The following is a 16,878-nucleotide window of genomic DNA, read 5'->3' as shown; positions in this document are numbered from 1 at the left end:
TGTGTCCCGCCCGAATCCTATCACGAGGATTATGGGGTGAAAATGGATGGTTTATGAATAGAAATGTCCTCTAGTTCATTGTGTGGTGCATAATCTCCAAAGTGCCGATATTTACAGATTATGGTCGCATATCCCTGCCGTGTCATCGTTTGCAGGAGCCGACATGCGTATGGCCGCGAGTCGCACATGGACGAGTATGCCCGAAGAAGTGCTGTTCGAGACGGAGTCGATGCAGAGCCGGTCGGAAGTCGCCGCTTACCTGCGCGACGTCGCGGACGCGCTGGAGTCGGACGGTGCCGTCACGCTGAAATCCGGGGACCAGTCGGTCTCCGTGACGCCGCCCAACCGGGTGGAGTTCGAGGTGAAGGTCGAGCGCGAGGGGCCGGCCAGCGGCCCCGGCGAACTCGGCCTCGAGCTGGAACTGGAGTGGGACGAGGACGCTCCCGTCGACGGCGAGGAGCTCTCCATCGAGTAAGCCGTCGCGTGGCCACGCGGCGCGGCAGCTCAGACCGAGAACGGCGTCTCCGCGCGGACCTCGCTCTCACGGATGCGGAGTTCGCCGACGGCGGTGTAGTCGCCGGACGCGGGGTCCGGCCACTCGACCTCGAACGTGGCCGACTCGCCGGGGGCGAACTCGGCCGGACGGAGCGTCTGCGCGAACAGCCGGCCGTCCGACCAGCGCCACACCTCCTCGCCGGCAGCCGTCAACACGGCGAAGTCCGCATCGCCGCTGTCGCGGAAGGTCACGCTGACAGGGTCGTGACCGGCGTTCTCGACGACCAGCGTGAACTGCACCCGCTGGCCGTCGCCGTCGACCGTGACCTCCAGCGACGCGTCGAGCGGTGACACGGCCGGAGCATACGACCCCGGGGAGAAAGCGTTTGTGCGGTGTCGACGGGCTGCCGAGCTACCGCTGCAGCGCCGCCGGGACGTCCAGCAGGCCGGCACCCGTCTCGGCCACCTTCTGACCGATGTCTTCGGCCGTGTAGAGCAGCCGTTCCTCCGTGCGTCCGGGGTCGTGGCCGGCCGCACGGAGCAGCGCGGCGGCCCCGGTGACGTGGGGTGTCGCCATCGACGTGCCGCTCTTCTCCGTGTAGCCTGCACCGAGGTCGGTCGAGCGGACGTCGACGCCCGGCGCGGCGATGTCGACGCCCGGGCCCGTCGAGGAGAAGGCGGCCACGTCGTCGTCGGCATCGGTCGCGCCGACGCCGACCGTGGTTGCGAACTTCCCGGGCGCGGCCACGCAGTCCGAACACGGGCCGTAGTTGCCGGCCGCGGCGACGAGGACGACTCCGCGCTCGCGGGCGAACGCGCAGGCGTCACGAAGCATCCGGGTGCCGGACGCGGCCGTGGTCTCGATGCTGAGGTTCACCACGTCCCAGTCCTGTTCTGCGGCGAGTTCGATGCCACGGGCCAGGTCGGCGTTGTAGCCGACCCCGGCCGCGGTGAGCGCCTTGACCGCGTGGACGGTCACACCGGGTGCGACCCCGACGACACCGCCGGAGTCGTCGGTCGCGCCGACCGTCCCGGCGACGTGGGTGCCGTGCCCGTTGTCGTCCTGGCCCGCGGGCGCCGCGGTTCCGGCGACCCAGCTCCCGACCGTCGTGAAGCTCTCACCGACGCGACCGAGCAGGTCGGGATGTGTCGCGTCGATGCCCGTGTCCACGATGCCGACGTGGACCCCCTCGCCGGTCTCGTCGACAGCCGTCGCCCCGACACGCTCGATGCCGTAGGGCGTGGTCTGGGTGTCCTCCGTCTCGACGGGCCCCGACCCGTCGATCCGGACCGCCCCGTCGACCTCGACGTAGCGCACGTCGTCGCGCGCCCGGAGGTCCGGAATCGCCACCTCGGGGACGGTCGCCGTCAGCGCGTCGAACGCGTAGGTCCGGTGGACCGTCGCTGCGGCCGCCCGAGCCGCCTGCTCGCCGCCCGGCCGGATACCGACGTTCACGCGCGTGGTCGCGCCACCATCGCGACCACCGCGCCCGTCGGCCGCGCCGAGGCCCGTACCGAGGCCGACCGCCGTCGTTCCCACACCGATCGCCTGCAGTACCGCCCGCCGACTCCGTCCACCCTGTCTCATACCACCACCGACGGGCGGCCGGTCCGTATCCCCCCGTACCACCATCCTATATCAAAGAATGGCCGTATCTGCGCCACCATTTATGAGTACAGCGGCGACGGCACCTCTTTTGCCGTCCCCCACGAACGCCACGTGTGCAGTTCGTCGGCTACGACCGGTCCCCCGACCCCGCGCTCCAGCTCGCCGCCGGGGGGCCCGTCGAGCGTGTGGCGCTGGTGTCGGGCACCACACTGGAGTACGGGCTCGGTGACCGTCACTGCGCGGGCGCGCTGGTCGCCGAGGACGGTGACGGTGGGGACGAACTGCGGCATCGCTCGTGTACCGCGTCGCGGGCCCCGTACTGCCGGGACCACACCTCGACGTGGGCGTGTGCGCGGTGTACCGGGAACTGCGACATGCCGTTGGAGAACTGCGCCCGGGAGCACGTTCTCTACCTCGCCGCCTTCGCGCCGGACACGTTCAAGGTCGGCGTCACCAAGCCCGGACGCCTGGAGACCAGGCTCCGCGAGCAGGGCGCCGACCGCGCCGCGCTGGTCGAACACTTCCCCGACGGGCGGGCCGCACGACGCCGGGAGGCCGCGCTCGCCGACCGCCTGCCGGACCGGGTTCGGACGCCGACGAAGGTGGCAGCCCTCGCGCGGACGGTGAACACCGAGGCGTGGGAGGCGCTGCTCGCGGAGTTCGACCCGCTGGAGACGTTCGACCTCGACTACGGCTTCACCGTGGCCGACCGGCCGGTCCGCGAGACGCTCGCGACCGGAACGGTCGTCGGCGTGCAGGGCCGACTGCTGGTGCTGGAGAACGCCGGCAGCACCTACGCCGTCGACCTGCGGGACCTGCTCGGCCACGAGGTCACGGACGGCGCGCGTGACAGGGATATCCAGTCGTCGCTCGGGAAGTTCGGTTAGCAGCGATACCGGGCCGGGGGTCACCGACGATTCCCGCATGTTTTTCCGTGGCGCACCGATACCGGGAGGTATGACGGACGAATCCGAAGATGCGGACAAGCCGGCCGAGAACGGCGGCGAGGACGGTGGCGAGGAGAAATCCTTCCGCGAGCGCGTCGAGGAAATCCGACAGCAGCGCGCCGAGGAGCGCGAGGGCGAGGGCGGCGAGGGGCAGAGCCCCGAGGAGCGCATGGAGGAGATGATGGGTGGCGGCGGTCCGCCCGGGATGGGTGGCGAGGGCGGCCCGCCGGGCATGGGCGGCGGTGGCGGCGGCAACCCGTTCGCGCAGATGATGGGCGGCATGATGGGCGGTGGCGGCCCCGGCGGCGCGCTCGGTGGCTCGCCCGGCGGTCCCGAGGGCCGCGGGCGCGACGAGGGCGGCCAGGACAACGAGGAACTCGTCCGCGAGGTCCGGAAGGTCCGCGACGAGCTCCACGACATCCGTCGCGAGGTCGAGCGCGTTGCGGACGCGCTCGAGGACCGGTAACGGGCCATCCGACGGGTCCCCCCGTCCGACCGATGTTTTCGAGAGTCCGACCAGAAGATTGAGACACCGGACCGTGCAAGCGCGGCCATGACGACTCGACGTACCTTCCTCGCGGCCGTCGGGACGACCGCTGCCGCAGGGCTGTCCGGTTGTGCCGAACTGGACGGTAGCGACGGCGGCGACGGTGGAGCTGGTGGCGACGGCGGAGGCGGGAACCAGAGTACGCCGAACGGTCCCGTGGCGACCGCGCCCGTCCCGGACGACCCGGGCGCGAGCACCTACGCCCGGATTGATGCCGGGGCATCGACCACCGTCACGTATCTCGGCAACTGGAAGTGCCCGTTCTGCGCGGAGTTCTCGACGGGCTCGGACCGGGTGCTGTCGCTGGGCACCATCGTCTCCGACTACGTCGCTCCCGGCGACCTCGCGCTGGAGTACCGGGCGCTCTCCTACACCGGCGACGGCGAGCCGTTCCTCGGTCCCGACGCCCCCCGCGCCGCGCGGGCCGGCCTCGCCGTCTGGAACGTCGACCCGGAGAACTACTGGCGGTACCACGAGCACGTGATGGCGAACCAGCCGGCCGAGAGCAAGCGCTGGGCGACGAAGTCGAAGCTCGTCGAGTTCGCCCGCGAGGCCGGCGTCTCGGACCCCGATGCGGTCGGGCAGGCTATCGACGGCGGCGAGTACGAGAGCGAGGTCCGCGCCAACACGGAGTTCGCCGCCAACAGCGGCGTCGGAGGGACCCCCGCCATCGTCGTCGGTGACGCCTCGTACAGCCCGTTCAACGAGCAGGATGCGCTCCGGAACGCACTCCAGAACGCCGGCGAGTGACGCGATGGCGAGCGAGCGCAACCGGAATCCGGCCGCCCACCGACCCGCCACGCGGTCCCTGCTCGTGCTGGCGGCGCTCGTCGCGACCGTCGCGACGGCTGGGAGCCTCTGGTTCTCGCTCGGCCTCGGACTGGTGCCGTGTGAACTCTGCTGGTACCAGCGTGTCCTGATGTACCCGCTCGTGGTCGTGCTGGGTGTGGGTGTCGCGGAGGCGCGACCGGCGGTCTGGCGGACGGTCCTCCCGCTGGCCATCCCTGGCTTCGTCGTCGCGGCGTATCACAGTTACCTGCAGGCGACCACCGTGGCCTGCGGTTTCGAGGGTGACTGCGCGGCGGTCCTGTGGCGCGCGCCCGTCGTCGGCCTCACCATCCCGAACCTGTCGCTGGTGGCGTTCGGACTCGTGGCTGGGCTGGGCGGCGTCGTGGCGGCCCGGGAGCGCGGACTGCTCGGCTGAGTCAGTCCACGCCGGCCTCGGGAGCCTCGGCCGGGTCGACCACCTCGCCCGTGGCCGGGTAGACGCCGACCTGGTCGCAGACGTCGGCCATCGGACACGCGTCCGGGTCGTCGAGGCAGGCGGGGTTGCGGGCCGTGCAGAACTCGCGGCCGAACTGTATCATCGCGGTGTGGCCGAAGCCACATCTCCCGGCTGGAACGTCGCGTTCGAGCGCCGCGCGGACGCCCTCGTGGTCGGCGTCGGCCGGCGCGAGCCCCACCCGCCGGGCGATACGGTGGACGTGGGTGTCGACGGGGAAGACGCCGCCACGGCCGCCCGAGAACAGCAGCACGCAGTCGGCCGTCTTCGGCCCGACACCTTTCATCTCGAGGAGCGCGTCGCGCACGGTCGTCGGGTCCTCCCCGGTGACGAACGCGTCGAAGGCGTCGGCCCCCCCGTACTCGTCGCGGACGCGTCCGGCGAGTCTGATGAGCGTCTCGGACTTCTGGTTGTAGAGGCCAGCCGACGAGATGGTCTCGGCCAGTTCGTCCTGCGCGGCCGCGGCGAGCGCGGCCGCGAGGTCACCCTCCCCGTCGCCCCCGCCACGACCGTACCGCTCCATCAGCGCGTCGTGGGCCGGTTGCGAGGCCTTGTCCGAGGTGTTCTGCGAGAGGACCGTCCGGACGAGACACTCGAAGGCGGCCTGCCCGCCGTACGCCTTCCGCCAGTAGCGTTCGCCGAGGCGGTCGACGACAGCTTCGGCGCGGGTTGCGGGCTCCTCGGTCGACTCGAATCGGTGTGCACGGCCACCACCTGCGTCGCCACCGGAGATGTTCTCTGCCGGCTCCGGGTCCGCCGCGGGATCGCTGGAACCGTCTCCGGGCTGCTCGCTCATGGCCGAACCGTGGGGCGGCGGCGTCATATGACTGCGGTTCGTGGCGGTCCCGCCGCGGGCCTCGTCAGCGCCCGCCACGACCGAAACCAATGAATACCAGAAGACACCATTATAGGGTAATGAATCCGCTCTTCGCCCCACTCCAGCTGTTCGTCCGTTCGCTGAACCTGCTGCCCGGCGTCTCCGCCTCGCTGCGTACCGAGCACGTCGAGGTGGAGGACCGGTTCGACGACGGTGGTCGGCGGGTGCTTCTCGTCCGCCGCGGCGCGGGCCCCGAGGCTGTCCGGCGGGCCGTCGCGGCCGGCCGGGGTGAGGTGGCCGACGACGCGGGGACGGGGCCCGAGCCACTGGTCCGGTTCGACTGCGCGCCGGACGGCGAGGCAGCGACGGTCGTCGTGGACGACCCGGACGCGACGGTGGACCTCGGTCGCTTCGGCGTGACCGTCCGCGCCGAGGGCGTCGAGCGCTCGTTCGACCTCCCCTTCGACCCGACGGCGGCCGACCGGCACGTCTCGAACGGTGTGCTGACGGTCGATATCGAGTAACCAGCAGGAGCGTCAGTTCTCGGAGACTCGGAGTACGAGCCGCAGGTCCGCGCCGTCCGCGAGTGCTGCGACGAGGTCGCGGTCGAGGTCGGCGGCCGCCGCGTCGGCGTCCAGCATGATGGTCCGGTCGTCGACGTGGTCGCTGGTCCGGCCCACCGCACCACGGTCGTCCGCGAAGGTCAGGTCCGGATGGCCCCGCCCCGTGATGGTCGTCTCGTGGGCCGGTGCGTCCCAGTCGCCGGCCGGGTCGACGGCGATGGTGGCCTCGATATGCGCGTCGGCATCCCGGCACGCGGCGACGAAGGCGTCGTCGAAGTCCGCGGGCGTGCGGTCGGCCTCGATGGCGAGGATGCAGTCGCCGGCGGGCGTGAGCCAGTCGTCGGTCGTCACCTCGAACGTGCTGGCGTGTTCGGCGCGGACGTGCTCGTGTCCGTGTGCGTGGACGACCTCCTCGTGGGGGGTGTCGACGGGGGCGTGGTCGCTCATACCCGGACCGGAGCGACGACCGTACTTCAGGCCGACGTTCCGACGGCTCTCCGGTGGACGCCCTCGTCGCCGTCGGGTGGTCCCGATGGTGAGCCTCTGAGACACGGTCGACTTATATACTATCTGTCGGTTCCGTGTGAACCGTTGTCGCGGGTAGGCGGGCCGTGTGGCTCGTTTTCACGGGTCTCGCATCGGCGAAACCATTATATGGTTGAATGATAAAGATGCAAGTACCAGAACGCCTCCGGCGTTCACCCGCATCGCCAGCCGACCAGAATGACAGGACCCTTCGATCCTTCGGTGGCTGCATTGTCCCCTAGGGACCGGTGTGTGAACCCGGAGCGGTAATGGATAGAGAGTTACTAACAATGGCAGAGAGCATTGACGAAAGCAAGAACGTAGAACTGACAGACGACGACCTCGAGAGCAACTCCAAGGGCCAGCTCATCAAGAAGGCCGGGCAGCTCCGTGACCGACGGAACGAGCTGAACCAGATGGCCTCCGAGCGCGCCTCCAAGCGCGACGAGCTGAACGCGAAGACCCGCGAGAAGGTCGACGAGGCCCAGGAGCACCGCGAGAAGCGCGACGAGCTCAACGAGCAGGTCCAGGAGCACAAGGAGCAGCGCAACGAGCTCAACGCGAAGGCCAACGAGCTCTTCGACAAGGTCGACGACATGAAGGACGACCTCGAGCTGAACGAGGGCAAGTCGGCCGACGAGCTCAAGGAGGAGATCGAGGATCTGGAGTTCAAGCAGCAGACGGAGGTTCTCTCGACCGACGAGGAGCGCGAGCTCATCGAGAAGATCGAGAACAAGCGCGAGAAGCTCCAGAACCGCAAGGAGAAGCTCGACCAGACCGGTGACCTCGAGGGCGTCAAGGAGGAGGCCCAGGAGGTCCGCGCCGAGGCCAGCGAGCACCACCAGAAGGTGACCGAGCTCGCGGACAAGGCCCAGGAGCACCACAACGAGATGATCGAGGCCTACCGCGAGGCCGACGACATCCGCGACGAGGCCGACGAGTGGCACGAGAAGTTCGTCGAGGCCCAGGAAGCGGCCGACCGCCACCACGAGGACTTCGTCCGCGTCCAGAAGCGCCTCCGCGAGATGGACAAGGAAGAGGAGGAGGAGCGCAAGGACGAGCGCCAGGCCAAGAAGGAGCAGGCCCAGGAGGAGGCCGAGGAGATCTACCAGCGCTTCAAGGAGGGCGAGACCCTCGACACCGAGGACCTCATGAAGCTGCAGCGCGCCGGCAAGCTCTGAGGTAGCGAGTTCCGTTTCGACCTGTTTTCACCGACCGGCAGCCGTGCATCGGTGGTTCTCGTCCACCGAGAGCCGACAGTATCCTGAAGTGCCGGCCCGTCGAACTCCCGGCCGAGATGACGATGACGGACCCGCGGCACGAACTGGAGCTGTACCGGGAGGACGACCACTACCTCGTGCTGGCCCACATCGACGCCGCCCCCGAGGACATCGACGTGAAGTGGGTCGACGGTCACCTCCACGTCGCCGCCGAGCACCATCACGAGGGTCGCACCCGCGTCACCCATCGGGACATGACGTTCCCGCGGGCGGTCGATGATGGCGCGATCACCGCCGACTACAACGAATCCGACGACGTACTGGAGATCCGCCTTCCCATCGTCGGCGACCGGCCACAGAGCCGGACCGTCGAGGTCGGACGGTCCGAGTAGCGACCCCGGTCGGGGCGAGGCGGAGCGTACCGGATGGATTCCGTCGATTTCAGGCTCGTTGTAGACGGATACGGACGTCGTTCCCGCCGAACTCGCTCGTGCCGAAGGAGAGGTCGCCGCCGAAGGCGTCGACGGTCCACCGGACCAGCCAGAGCCCGAGCCCGGTTCCGTGGTAGGTCGGCGAGATCTCTTCGCGCCCGGTCACCACGTCCAGCTCGTTGGCCGGGATCTTCGGGCAGTCGTCCTCGACGTGGATGGTCACCCAGCGGCTCTCCCCGCCATCGGAGACCCGGATGCGGACGTGTGCCGAGCCCGTGGGGTGGTGCTCGATGGCGTTCTCGAGGAGGCTATCGACGGCCGCCCGGAGATTCGCGTCCGCGTTCACCTCCAGCGAGTCGGGGAGTGCCGTCTCGACCGTCGCCCCCGGTGCCCGCTGGCGTCGATCCTCGGCGATCGCCCGGAGGAGGGGCGCGCAGTCGATGGCGCCCGTGGTGGTGTCGGATTGGGAGAGGATGGTGTCGATCTCGCCCGCCTCGCGCGTCAGGGTCTCCAGATCGCTGGCCGCCTTCTCGAGGGTGGCGGCGACCGCCGTCGTCTCCTCGGTCTGCTCCTCGAGCTGTTCGAGCAGTCGCGTGGTGTGGGCGAGGATGATGTTCGCGTTGTTCCGCAGGTTGTGTCGAAGGACCCGGTTCAGGACCTGTAATCGGTGCTCCTGCCGTTTGATGTCGGTCAGGTCGGTGTAGACGGCGAAGCCGCCGGTCTGACCGCTCCGGTCGTCGTAGGGGATGCTCCGGTACAGGAACTCCCGGAGCCCGGTCGCCGTCTCGCGCTCGACACGCCGGTAGTTGATTTCTCCCGCTGCCGTCCGTTCGTCGAGGGCGCGAGCCTCCTCGGCGAGCCACCCGGGGACGATGTAGTCGTTGAGCGGCTCGTCCCGAACCGTCTCGGCGTCGTAGCCGAACGTCTCGACGAACGCGTGGTTCACGCCCCTGACGATGGGCTCCCCGTCGACCAGCTCGAACTCCACGATGGCGTCCTGGACGTGTTCGATGAGATGTCCGTAGCGACTCCCGTCCGCGCCCGCGACACGATACGGCTCGGAACGGTTACCTACCATCTACCACCCACTTGGACTCCACGTTAATCAAGTTTCGCGCCGAATCGGAGTTCGAATGTGTTGTTATATTTCGTATATCGTGACGAATGGCGCCTCCACCCGACGGCGCCGTCCCATCCCGGTGCCCGGCCGTCACCCCTCGAGCGACAGCCCCGCGTGCCAGTGGTCGGCGCCCGCCTCCTGCTTGACGTGGTCCATGTGGTCGAGGACGACGGCGGCCTCGCTGGCCACCTCGGCGGCACGTGATTCGCCCTCGGTCCGGAACTCGCCGGTGACGCGGTTGGCGAAGACGGTACAGACCGCGCCCGCCCGCAGGCCGTAGATGGAGGCCAGCGTCAGGAGCGCGGCGGCCTCCATCTCGTAGTTGAGGACGCCCGCTTCCTGCAGTTCGGCGGTTCGCTCGTCGGTCCCTGCGGCCTCGAAGCCGTCGTGCCCGGGGCGCCCCTGGCCGGCGTAGAACGAGTCCGTCGAGCAGGTGACGCCGAGGTGGTAGTCGTAGCCGAGACGCTCGGCCGCCGTCACGAGGGCGGTGACGACCTCGCCGTGCGCGCTCGCCGGGTAGTCCTCGCGGACGTACTCGGCGCTGGTCCCCTCCTGCCGAACCGCCCCCGTGGTGATGACGAGGTCGCCGACCTCGGCCTCGGCCTGGATGGCCCCGCAGGAGCCGACGCGGATGAGCGTCTCGGCGCCGACGTTGGCGAGTTCCTCGGCCGCGATGGCCGCGGAGGGTGAGCCGATACCCGTCGAGGTGCAGGCGACCGGCGCCCCCGCGCGGTGGCCCCGCATCGTCCGGTACTCGCGGTGGTGTGCGACCTCCTCGGCCCGGTCCCACTGCTCGGCGACCACGGGGACCCGCTCGGGGTCTCCCGGGAGCAGGACCGGCCCGTCGATATCGCCGGGTTCCAGTTCGAGGTGGTACTGGACCTCGTCGTTCGGGTCCTCACTGTCCATGGGCCGTTGTGGACGGGGGGGTACTTTGTAGTTGAGCGTGCGGGCAGGAACGATGTAGCGAGGTGGTTTCTGCCAACTCCGACGACTGCAGCCGCTCCGAACCCTCGCACGCTCTCGCGATGACGACGGCAGAAACACCCACGGAGCCCTCGCACGCTGGACTCTCGCGCCTCGTTGCGCGCCTCGATTGGTCGCTTCGCGCCCTCCCTGCGGTGCTTGCTCCGGGAGTCGTTCCTGCTCGCTTCGCTGCGCGCGCTGCGACTCCCGTGGTTCGCCTCGCTCCGCTCGGTTCACCGTCGGCGGGCTTCGTCCAGCGTGCTCGCCCTTCGAGTCCACCAGGCCCGCGGATTGGTCAGTCAGGTCCTGTGAGCCTCACGCCTCCCCAACCGCTTGCGGTGCTCGCTTCGGTCGCTACGCTCCCTCCGCTGTGCTCCTCAGCCCTCGCGCGTGCGCTGCGGCCGGCCCTGGGGGCACGGCCGCAAGCGCGCGCCCGGGCGACTGACGGGGGTGAGTTCCAGACGAGCAGTGTCTCGGCGGACCGACGCCGGAGCAGAGAACGAGTTACCCAGCGTCCGCGACGGCGGCCTCGATGACCTCGACGGTCCGGTCGACGAGCGCGTCCACGTCGTCGTGTTCCGCGTAGACCCGGACGTACGGCTCGGTTCCGGAGGGACGGACGAGGGTCCAGCCCCCGTCGAGTTCGAGGCGGACGCCGTGTTCGGTGTCCACATCGGCGTCGGGGAACGCCTCGGGGAGTGTGCGTTCCAGCGCCGCCATCACCGCCGTCTTGCGGCCGTCCGGGCAGTCGACGCTCACCTTCCGGTAGGGGCGCTCGGTGATGGGGCCGCGGAGCGCGTCGAGCCCCGACTCGGCCACCAGCCGTGTGAGGATGGCCGCGCTGGCGACTGCGTCCATCCACGGGCCGAACCGGGTGTGCGTGTGCTTCCAGGGCTCGGCGGCGAAGACGACCTCCGTGTCGGGGCCACCCGCGGCCCGGGCGGCGACGATGCCCTCGTGGAGCGCCCCCAGGCGGACGCGCTCGACGCGGCCACCCGCCTCGGCGACGCGCTCGTCGATGCGCGCGGAGGCGTTCGGCGTCGTCACGACCACCGGGTCGCCCGGCGTGGCGGCGCGGGTGTAGTGCTCGGCGAGCACGGCGAGAACGGTGTCCTCGTGGACCACGTCGCCGTCGCCGTCGACGACGACGATGCGGTCGCCGTCGCCGTCGAACCCTAGCCCGAGCGCGAACTCGCCGTCCGCGACGAACGCGCGGAGGTCCGCGAGGCTCTCGGGCGTGGGTTTGGACTCGCGGCCGGGGAAGTGGCCGTCCACGTTACCGTTGAGCGTGACGACGTGCGCGCCGAGTTCCCGGAGCACCCAGGGCGCCGCCCGCGCGGCCATCCCGTTGCCCGTGTCGACGGCGACCCGGAGGCCGTCGAGCGGGGCGCCGTGGCCCCGGGCGTACGCGACGACGGCGTGGCGGTACTCGGTGAGGCGGTCGGCACGCTCGACGCCACCCCAGTCGTCCCACTCGACGGGCGGGGCCTCGGCCGCGACGGCCTCCTCGACGCGCCGCTCGGCCTCGCGGTCGTACTCCCGGCCGTCGCGGAACAGTTTGAGGCCGTTGTCGGCCGGCGGGTTGTGGCTGGCCGTGACCATCACGCCGTAGCGGCCGCGCGAGGCGGCCGCGAGCGCCGGCGTGGGGACGCGCCCGACTCGGACGACGCGTGCGCCGCCGGACTGGAGGCCCGAGGTGACCGCCGACGCGATGGCGTCGCCCGTCTCCCGACCGTCGCGCCCGACCACGAACTCGACCGGCGTGCCGCTGCCACCCCCCTCGTTCCCGTCGCTCGTGTCGTCCGCGCGTGCTTCGCGCGCCGCCGCGCGACCGACGCGCAGGGCGAGTGCCGGCGTCACGCGGTCGCGAACCGGCCCGCGGATACCCGCCGTGCCGAAGAGGTCCATACCGACCGAAGGCAGCGAGGGGGTTTCAATCTCCGCGATGGCGCGGCGGGCTGTCCGGGCGGGGCCTGTCTCCCGATGAGGGCAGTCTTTTGTACGAGGCGCGGCGTACTGTCGCGTGATGGGAGTCCGGCCACCGCAGAACGACGACGACGAGCCCGACACGATCACGTTCGGCATCGCGGCCCTGGACGCCCACCTCGAGCGTGCGGACGTGGAGTTCCCCGTCGACGCCGAGACGCTGCTGACCCAGCTGGGCGACCCGGACATCCCCTACGATGCCACCGGGTCGACCGTGGCGCTCTCGGAGGCCATGGACAAGGTCCACATCCAGCACTTCGACTCCGAGCAGGAGCTGCTGAACACGCTCCACCCCGTCTTCGAGTCCTACCGCGAGCGCGCCGGCAACAGTATCCTCGGGCAGCTGCGCGCGCTGCTCCCCTTCTGACCCCCGGTTCCCCCTCTCGCCGCTCGTGCAACCCCGAGCGTCACCCCTATCGGTCCGGGCGCCGTCTCCGGCGGTATGACCGAGTACACCACCGTCTCCATCCCGAAGGACCTGGCCGAGCGCGTCGAGGGGACCATCGAGGGGACCTCGTTCTCCTCGACCAGCGACCTGGTGCGGTTCCTGCTGCGGAGCATCGTCATCCAGCACCAGCAGCAGGGCGAGCTGACCGAGGCGGAGTTCGAGGAGATAACCGCACAGCTGCAGGACCTGGGCTATCTGGAGTAACGGGGCCGTCAGGGCGGCAGCGACTCGGCCGGCGGCTCGACGTCGAGCAGTTCCAGCGCCCGCCCGCGCCCGCGCCGGTCGAACGCCGCGATAGCGGTATCGTCCCACGGGGGAACACCGATGAACACGACCTCGTGGAGGTCGTCCGTCTGCCGGACCTCGAGCCGGCCGTCCGGGTGTGAGACGAACCGCCCGTCGGAGGCGGGCGTTCCGAGGTCCATCCCGAAGACGGCCGCGACGGAACCACCCGTTCCCGGGAGGTAGAGGTCCGTGAAGACGGGTGTCTCGGGGGAGAGGTCGAGCGGTGGCTCGAACTCGCCGGCGGGGGTGGTGGTGACCGCGATGGTCACCTTGTTCGGCGAGCGGTCCTCGGCGATGTCCAGCAGCGCCCGCACGAGCCCCGCGGTGGCGTACACCGGCGGCCGCCCGCCCGCCCCGTCCGGCGTCGCCGCGTCGAGGTCGTCGGTCACACCACCAGTACGCCGCCGAATCGCTTAACACCGGTGGTCGCCGGGGCGACCGGCTGACCGACGGCCGCGTCAGAAGAGCGCGTTCTTGACCGTGCTGATGTAGAGCCCGGGGGCATTGGTCGTGGCCTTCCGGAGTGCCGTCCGTATCAGGTCGTCGGCGTCCTCGGCGACGCCCTCGCCGTGGCCGACGAGGAGGCGCTCGACGTCGAGGCGCTTGAGCTTCTTCGGCGGCGTGAGCCGGAGCATCGGGTGGACGCCCAGTTGCTCGCTCGGGGCGCAGTAGTAGTCGACGGTGCCGAACACCTCCGGCAGGACCAGCACCTCGGCGTCGGGGTCGTACATCCCTGCCTCCTGCCAGAACGGGTTGTCGATGACCCGCCGGACCTCGTAGGAGGTGTCCGCGAGCAGGTCCGCGAGGTCGGTCGTGCGAGCGTCGAGGTCGCCGGCGACGCCGCTCATCCACGATGGGACGCCCACGGGGACGCCGTGGCGCTTCGCGATGGCGGCCGAGTCGCGCTTGTGCCGGTCCAGCAGGACCGCGACGCCAGCCACCCCGTCCGCGCCGGTGTCCGCGGCGAGGTCCGCCAGCCACTCGTCGAGGTCGGGCACGTCGACGGGGTCGACGACGACGAGCCCTGCCTCGGTCGCGACCGCGTGGCTCGCGCGCTGCATCTCCTCCTCGGGGTAGGCGATCCAGCTCGCGCCGCCGTCCCAGCGGTTGACCTCGTTGAGCGACCCCGCTCCGGATGACTTCATCGGCATACCACGCAGTTCGGCCGGAACGCGGTTAAAGGGTCGTCTCCGGGCAAGCGAGCGGCCCCACCCGTGGCCGACGGTGCGCCCCAGCGCTGGGGCGGCACTTAACAGCCGCCCCCGTGAACGGCGGGATATGCTCTCGGGACTCGCGTGGCTGGCGCTGGAGGTCAAGTCTCTCGACCGGGCGGTCGAGTTCTATCAGGAGCACCTCGACCTCCCGCTCCGGCGCAAGGACGGGCGCGAGGCCGCGCTCGGAGCCGGGGAGACCGACCTCCTGCTCCGCCGACCTGCGGGGGTCCCCCGCGGCGGCCTCCACACCCACTACGCCTTCTCCTGCCCCGCCGACGCGTACGACGACTGGTGGGACCGCCTCTCCGAGGATTTCGACCTCCACGAGGAGACCTTCGGCGACGTGCGGTCGCTGTACTTCTACGACACGGAGGGGAACTGCGTCGAAGTCATGGGGCGGGACCAGGGGAGCCAGACCGCCATCACGGGCCTGATGGAGGTGGTCCTCGAGGTCGAGGACCTGCCACGCGCGGAGGAGTTCTACACCGCACTCGGGATGGAAGTCGTCGACCAGGGCGACCGGCGCAAGCGGACCCGTCTCACTGCGGGCCCGTTCGACCTGGAGCTGTGGGAACCCCATCTCGGGCTGGCGGACGCGCGCGGCGGCGTCCACGTCGACCTCGGCGTGTACGTCGACGACCCCGAGACCGCGACCGACGCCGTCTGGGGCCGGGCCGACCGCATCGAGGACCTCGACTCGGGTGCGGTCCGGGTGCGGGACCCCGACGGCCACTACCTCACGTTCGTGGGGGAGTGAGCCACGCGGCGGACTTTTGCCGTGCCGGTGCGACCCCGGTGGCATGGCCGACGAGACCCATCCCGACCCGGACCCGCTGGACGGCGAATACGACTACCGGCAGGTCGCGGTCGACGACCTGCCCGACGCCCCGAATCCCACTCGCGCGAAGCGCGAGGTCGACGAGGCCGTCGGCGCCACGGGGTTCGGCTACAACGTCTTCGTCGCCGACCCCGGCGAGAAACTGCCATGGGGGTACCACTACCACCCGGACCACGAGGAGGTACTCCACGTCCTCGAGGGCGAGTTACGGGTCGAAACGCCGAGCGGCGAGCGCCACGTGACGGCCGGCGAGGTGCTGTTCGTCCCGCCGAACCACCCACAGAAGGCCGTCGCCGTCGGGGACGAACCCGCCCGGGTCATCGCCGTCGGCGCGCCGAAGGCGTCTGACGGGGCCACCATCGTCGAGGCGTGCGAGGCGTGCGGCGAGCGGACGAGTCGGGACTTCGTGGCCGACGAGGAGGACGGGGTGCCGGTGTACGTCCTGTCCTGCGCGGGGTGTGGGGCCGAAACCGACCGACTCCGACCGGGTCCGGCGGAGTGAGGCGGCGGCCCGGGCCGCCGCCCGGAGGCGTCCCCGGTCGGGGACAGGTACTTGTCCCTCGTGAACAATCGTTCAACCAATGTCCAACAGTAGACGCAGCGCGACGTGGGGTTTCGGCGGGCCCGAGGACACCACTGCCCTCGGACTCGGGGTCCTCTTCGCGGCGCTCATCGCCGTCAGTCTCTGGTCGACCGCGGTGGCCGCCGCGGCACAGTTCGCCGGGCAGGTCTTCGGGACCCCGGAGTCGCTCCTCCTGGTCTCGGGGGCCGCATCGCTCGTCGGACTCGCCGGCGGCGCGCTGGCATATGCCCGCTACCGTGGCATCGACATCTCGCTGGGGCGGCCCCATGACGGGTCGTGGCCGGTCGCCGCCGCGACCGTCGTCGGGCCGGCAGCCATCGCGGGGGCCACGGCGCTCGTCGCGAACACGGTGTTCGGGGTCCCCCTGAGTTCGCTCCTGAACCGGTTCGTGAACCCCGAGGCATCGACGTCGGTCCTCGTGTGGATGATGGGGCTCCCGTCCGTGTTCCTCGGGGTCGGCCTCGGCGTCCTGTTCTGTGCGCTGGTCCCGGAGCGGGTACGGAATCTCGTCGGCGCCGAGGACGCGCCCGTGGTCGCCACCCTGCTGGTCGGGTTCTTCTGGCTCCTCCCCATGGACGCTGTCGGCCTCCGGCTCAGCGTCGGGAGCGCCGTCGAGTTCACCGCGTCGCTCGTGTTCGGCGTCGCGTTCGCGATGGGCGTGGGCATCCTCTACCGTCACGCCGAGGGGCCGGACGGCTCCGTGGCGTTCGACGCCGGGGCCCTGGAACGCCGACATCTCGCCGTACTGGCGCTGGCGCTCGTCGGCATCGTGGGTGTCGGAACCGGCCTGACGACGCTCGGCGAGGTCGTCGTCGACGCGCTGTGGGTCGCTGCGTTCGGGCTCGCGGTCCTCGGCTACGAACGGACCCGGTCGGTGTGGGTGCCGGCCCTGGCGATGGTCGGGTTCACGCTCGCGCTCGATGTGGTCGTCTACGCCGAGGCCCTGGCCGGCCTGAGCGGTATCTGACCGGCGACCGCTCGAGCGGCCGGCGTGAGATACCG

22 protein-coding genes are annotated in these 16,878 nt (G+C 70.4%); 13 read left to right on the top strand and 9 right to left on the bottom strand.

Translation table 11 applies throughout. The features are described 5' to 3' along the window. Positions 1-196 precede the first annotated feature (196 nt). A complete protein-coding gene (locus NL115_RS01980; protein ID WP_254831552.1) occupies positions 197-475 on the top strand; it encodes an amphi-Trp domain-containing protein in 279 nt (92 codons plus the stop codon). A gap of 29 nt (positions 476-504) precedes the next feature. Here the strand turns inward: NL115_RS01980 and NL115_RS01975 are convergent, their stop codons facing one another. Next, positions 505-849, bottom strand: coding sequence for a BsuPI-related putative proteinase inhibitor (locus tag NL115_RS01975; RefSeq protein WP_254831551.1), 345 nt, complete (start codon positions 847-849; stop codon positions 505-507). Positions 850-907: 58 nt separating this feature from the next. Then, on the bottom strand, positions 908-2,083 hold the full coding sequence (locus tag NL115_RS01970) for a S8 family serine peptidase (protein ID WP_254831550.1): 1,176 nt from the start codon (positions 2,081-2,083) through the stop codon (positions 908-910). A 134-nt stretch (positions 2,084-2,217) separates the two neighbouring features. Between NL115_RS01970 and NL115_RS01965 the strand changes: the two genes are divergently transcribed. The 4 genes from NL115_RS01965 to NL115_RS01950 all read left to right on the top strand — a co-directional run bounded on the left by NL115_RS01965 (position 2,218) and on the right by NL115_RS01950 (position 4,802). Continuing rightward, positions 2,218-2,991: a DUF2797 domain-containing protein gene (locus NL115_RS01965; protein ID WP_254831549.1), complete on the top strand. Its 774-nt coding sequence runs from the start codon at positions 2,218-2,220 to the stop codon at positions 2,989-2,991. Positions 2,992-3,061: 70 nt separating this feature from the next. Then, positions 3,062-3,517, top strand: a complete 456-nt coding sequence (locus NL115_RS01960) for a hypothetical protein (protein WP_254831548.1) — start codon at positions 3,062-3,064, stop codon at positions 3,515-3,517. A gap of 87 nt (positions 3,518-3,604) precedes the next feature. Next, positions 3,605-4,348 (top strand): DsbA family protein, encoded by a 744-nt coding sequence (locus NL115_RS01955; protein WP_254831547.1) that lies wholly within the window; start codon positions 3,605-3,607, stop codon positions 4,346-4,348. Positions 4,349-4,352: 4 nt separating this feature from the next. Then, the gene (locus NL115_RS01950) at positions 4,353-4,802 is read left to right on the top strand and encodes a disulfide bond formation protein B (RefSeq protein ID WP_254831546.1); all 450 of its coding nucleotides are present in this window, start codon (positions 4,353-4,355) and stop codon (positions 4,800-4,802) included. Position 4,803: 1 nt separating this feature from the next. Here the strand turns inward: NL115_RS01950 and NL115_RS01945 are convergent, their stop codons facing one another. Continuing rightward, entirely contained in the window at positions 4,804-5,676 is an 873-nt protein-coding gene (locus NL115_RS01945; RefSeq protein WP_254831545.1) for an endonuclease III domain-containing protein, read from the bottom strand. A 119-nt stretch (positions 5,677-5,795) separates the two neighbouring features. On the opposite strand from NL115_RS01945, the gene NL115_RS01940 reads away from it, so the two are divergent. Then, positions 5,796-6,221 carry a hypothetical protein gene (locus NL115_RS01940; protein WP_254831544.1) on the top strand — a complete coding sequence of 142 codons (426 nt, stop codon included), beginning with the start codon at positions 5,796-5,798 and terminating at the stop codon, positions 6,219-6,221. A gap of 12 nt (positions 6,222-6,233) precedes the next feature. On the opposite strand, the gene NL115_RS01935 is transcribed toward NL115_RS01940, so the two are convergent. Beyond that, complete coding sequence (locus NL115_RS01935) at positions 6,234-6,707, bottom strand: DUF371 domain-containing protein (protein WP_254831543.1); 474 nt, start codon at positions 6,705-6,707, stop codon at positions 6,234-6,236. Positions 6,708-7,075: 368 nt separating this feature from the next. On the opposite strand from NL115_RS01935, the gene NL115_RS01930 reads away from it, so the two are divergent. Continuing rightward, positions 7,076-7,966: a coiled-coil protein gene (locus NL115_RS01930; protein WP_254831542.1), complete on the top strand. Its 891-nt coding sequence runs from the start codon at positions 7,076-7,078 to the stop codon at positions 7,964-7,966. Between the two features lie 122 nt (positions 7,967-8,088). Next, positions 8,089-8,397, top strand: coding sequence for an Hsp20/alpha crystallin family protein (locus NL115_RS01925; protein ID WP_254831541.1), 309 nt, complete (start codon positions 8,089-8,091; stop codon positions 8,395-8,397). 49 nt (positions 8,398-8,446) lie between these two features. Here the strand turns inward: NL115_RS01925 and NL115_RS01920 are convergent, their stop codons facing one another. From NL115_RS01920 to NL115_RS01910, 3 genes are all read right to left on the bottom strand, one after another. Beyond that, positions 8,447-9,514, bottom strand: a complete 1,068-nt coding sequence (locus tag NL115_RS01920) for a PAS domain-containing sensor histidine kinase (RefSeq protein ID WP_254831540.1) — start codon at positions 9,512-9,514, stop codon at positions 8,447-8,449. Positions 9,515-9,646: 132 nt separating this feature from the next. Next, positions 9,647-10,465 carry a nucleoside phosphorylase gene (locus tag NL115_RS01915; protein ID WP_254831539.1) on the bottom strand — a complete coding sequence of 273 codons (819 nt, stop codon included), beginning with the start codon at positions 10,463-10,465 and terminating at the stop codon, positions 9,647-9,649. A gap of 561 nt (positions 10,466-11,026) precedes the next feature. After that, a complete protein-coding gene (locus NL115_RS01910) occupies positions 11,027-12,430 on the bottom strand; it encodes a phosphohexomutase domain-containing protein (protein WP_254831538.1) in 1,404 nt (467 codons plus the stop codon). Between the two features lie 118 nt (positions 12,431-12,548). Here NL115_RS01910 and NL115_RS01905 point away from each other — a divergent pair, with 118 nt between their 5' ends. Both NL115_RS01905 and NL115_RS01900 read left to right on the top strand, forming a co-directional pair. After that, positions 12,549-12,875: a hypothetical protein gene (locus NL115_RS01905; protein ID WP_254831537.1), complete on the top strand. Its 327-nt coding sequence runs from the start codon at positions 12,549-12,551 to the stop codon at positions 12,873-12,875. A gap of 75 nt (positions 12,876-12,950) precedes the next feature. After that, positions 12,951-13,160, top strand: coding sequence for a ribbon-helix-helix domain-containing protein (locus tag NL115_RS01900; protein ID WP_254823061.1), 210 nt, complete (start codon positions 12,951-12,953; stop codon positions 13,158-13,160). 8 nt (positions 13,161-13,168) lie between these two features. On the opposite strand, the gene NL115_RS01895 is transcribed toward NL115_RS01900, so the two are convergent. Continuing rightward, entirely contained in the window at positions 13,169-13,630 is a 462-nt protein-coding gene (locus NL115_RS01895; RefSeq protein WP_254831536.1) for a JAB/MPN domain protein-containing protein, read from the bottom strand. 69 nt (positions 13,631-13,699) lie between these two features. Then, positions 13,700-14,392 carry a hypothetical protein gene (locus NL115_RS01890; RefSeq protein ID WP_254831535.1) on the bottom strand — a complete coding sequence of 231 codons (693 nt, stop codon included), beginning with the start codon at positions 14,390-14,392 and terminating at the stop codon, positions 13,700-13,702. A 127-nt stretch (positions 14,393-14,519) separates the two neighbouring features. Here NL115_RS01890 and NL115_RS01885 point away from each other — a divergent pair, with 127 nt between their 5' ends. The 3 genes from NL115_RS01885 to NL115_RS01875 all read left to right on the top strand — a co-directional run bounded on the left by NL115_RS01885 (position 14,520) and on the right by NL115_RS01875 (position 16,843). Continuing rightward, positions 14,520-15,212 carry a VOC family protein gene (locus NL115_RS01885; protein ID WP_254831534.1) on the top strand — a complete coding sequence of 231 codons (693 nt, stop codon included), beginning with the start codon at positions 14,520-14,522 and terminating at the stop codon, positions 15,210-15,212. Positions 15,213-15,255: 43 nt separating this feature from the next. Beyond that, complete coding sequence (locus NL115_RS01880) at positions 15,256-15,795, top strand: cupin domain-containing protein (RefSeq protein ID WP_254831533.1); 540 nt, start codon at positions 15,256-15,258, stop codon at positions 15,793-15,795. 79 nt (positions 15,796-15,874) lie between these two features. After that, the gene (locus tag NL115_RS01875) at positions 15,875-16,843 is read left to right on the top strand and encodes a hypothetical protein (RefSeq protein ID WP_254831532.1); all 969 of its coding nucleotides are present in this window, start codon (positions 15,875-15,877) and stop codon (positions 16,841-16,843) included. Positions 16,844-16,878: the final 35 nt, after the last annotated feature.

The organism is Haloglomus salinum, assembly GCF_024298825.1.
Lineage (GTDB): Archaea > Halobacteriota > Halobacteria > Halobacteriales > Haloarculaceae > Haloglomus > Haloglomus salinum.
Note: the sequence above shows the minus strand (reverse complement) of the source record. Positions and strands in the feature narration are given on the sequence as shown.

Bases quoted from the DNA above. Each gene is read 5' to 3' on its own strand.
- NL115_RS01980 (WP_254831552.1), top strand. From the start codon at position 197: ATGCCCGAAGAAGTGCTGTTCGAGACGGAGTCGATGCAGAGCCGGTCG.
- NL115_RS01970 (WP_254831550.1), bottom strand. From the start codon at position 2,083: ATGAGACAGGGTGGACGGAGTCGGCGGGCGGTACTGCAGGCGATCGGT.
- NL115_RS01960 (WP_254831548.1), top strand. From the start codon at position 3,062: ATGACGGACGAATCCGAAGATGCGGACAAGCCGGCCGAGAACGGCGGC.
- NL115_RS01955 (WP_254831547.1), top strand. From the start codon at position 3,605: ATGACGACTCGACGTACCTTCCTCGCGGCCGTCGGGACGACCGCTGCC.
- NL115_RS01950 (WP_254831546.1), top strand. From the start codon at position 4,353: ATGGCGAGCGAGCGCAACCGGAATCCGGCCGCCCACCGACCCGCCACG.
- NL115_RS01945 (WP_254831545.1), bottom strand. From the start codon at position 5,676: ATGAGCGAGCAGCCCGGAGACGGTTCCAGCGATCCCGCGGCGGACCCG.
- NL115_RS01940 (WP_254831544.1), top strand. From the start codon at position 5,796: ATGAATCCGCTCTTCGCCCCACTCCAGCTGTTCGTCCGTTCGCTGAAC.
- NL115_RS01935 (WP_254831543.1), bottom strand. From the start codon at position 6,707: ATGAGCGACCACGCCCCCGTCGACACCCCCCACGAGGAGGTCGTCCAC.
- NL115_RS01930 (WP_254831542.1), top strand. From the start codon at position 7,076: ATGGCAGAGAGCATTGACGAAAGCAAGAACGTAGAACTGACAGACGAC.
- NL115_RS01925 (WP_254831541.1), top strand. From the start codon at position 8,089: ATGACGGACCCGCGGCACGAACTGGAGCTGTACCGGGAGGACGACCAC.
- NL115_RS01920 (WP_254831540.1), bottom strand. From the start codon at position 9,514: ATGGTAGGTAACCGTTCCGAGCCGTATCGTGTCGCGGGCGCGGACGGG.
- NL115_RS01915 (WP_254831539.1), bottom strand. From the start codon at position 10,465: ATGGACAGTGAGGACCCGAACGACGAGGTCCAGTACCACCTCGAACTG.
- NL115_RS01910 (WP_254831538.1), bottom strand. From the start codon at position 12,430: ATGGACCTCTTCGGCACGGCGGGTATCCGCGGGCCGGTTCGCGACCGC.
- NL115_RS01905 (WP_254831537.1), top strand. From the start codon at position 12,549: ATGGGAGTCCGGCCACCGCAGAACGACGACGACGAGCCCGACACGATC.
- NL115_RS01900 (WP_254823061.1), top strand. From the start codon at position 12,951: ATGACCGAGTACACCACCGTCTCCATCCCGAAGGACCTGGCCGAGCGC.
- NL115_RS01890 (WP_254831535.1), bottom strand. From the start codon at position 14,392: ATGCCGATGAAGTCATCCGGAGCGGGGTCGCTCAACGAGGTCAACCGC.
- NL115_RS01885 (WP_254831534.1), top strand. From the start codon at position 14,520: ATGCTCTCGGGACTCGCGTGGCTGGCGCTGGAGGTCAAGTCTCTCGAC.
- NL115_RS01880 (WP_254831533.1), top strand. From the start codon at position 15,256: ATGGCCGACGAGACCCATCCCGACCCGGACCCGCTGGACGGCGAATAC.
- NL115_RS01875 (WP_254831532.1), top strand. From the start codon at position 15,875: ATGTCCAACAGTAGACGCAGCGCGACGTGGGGTTTCGGCGGGCCCGAG.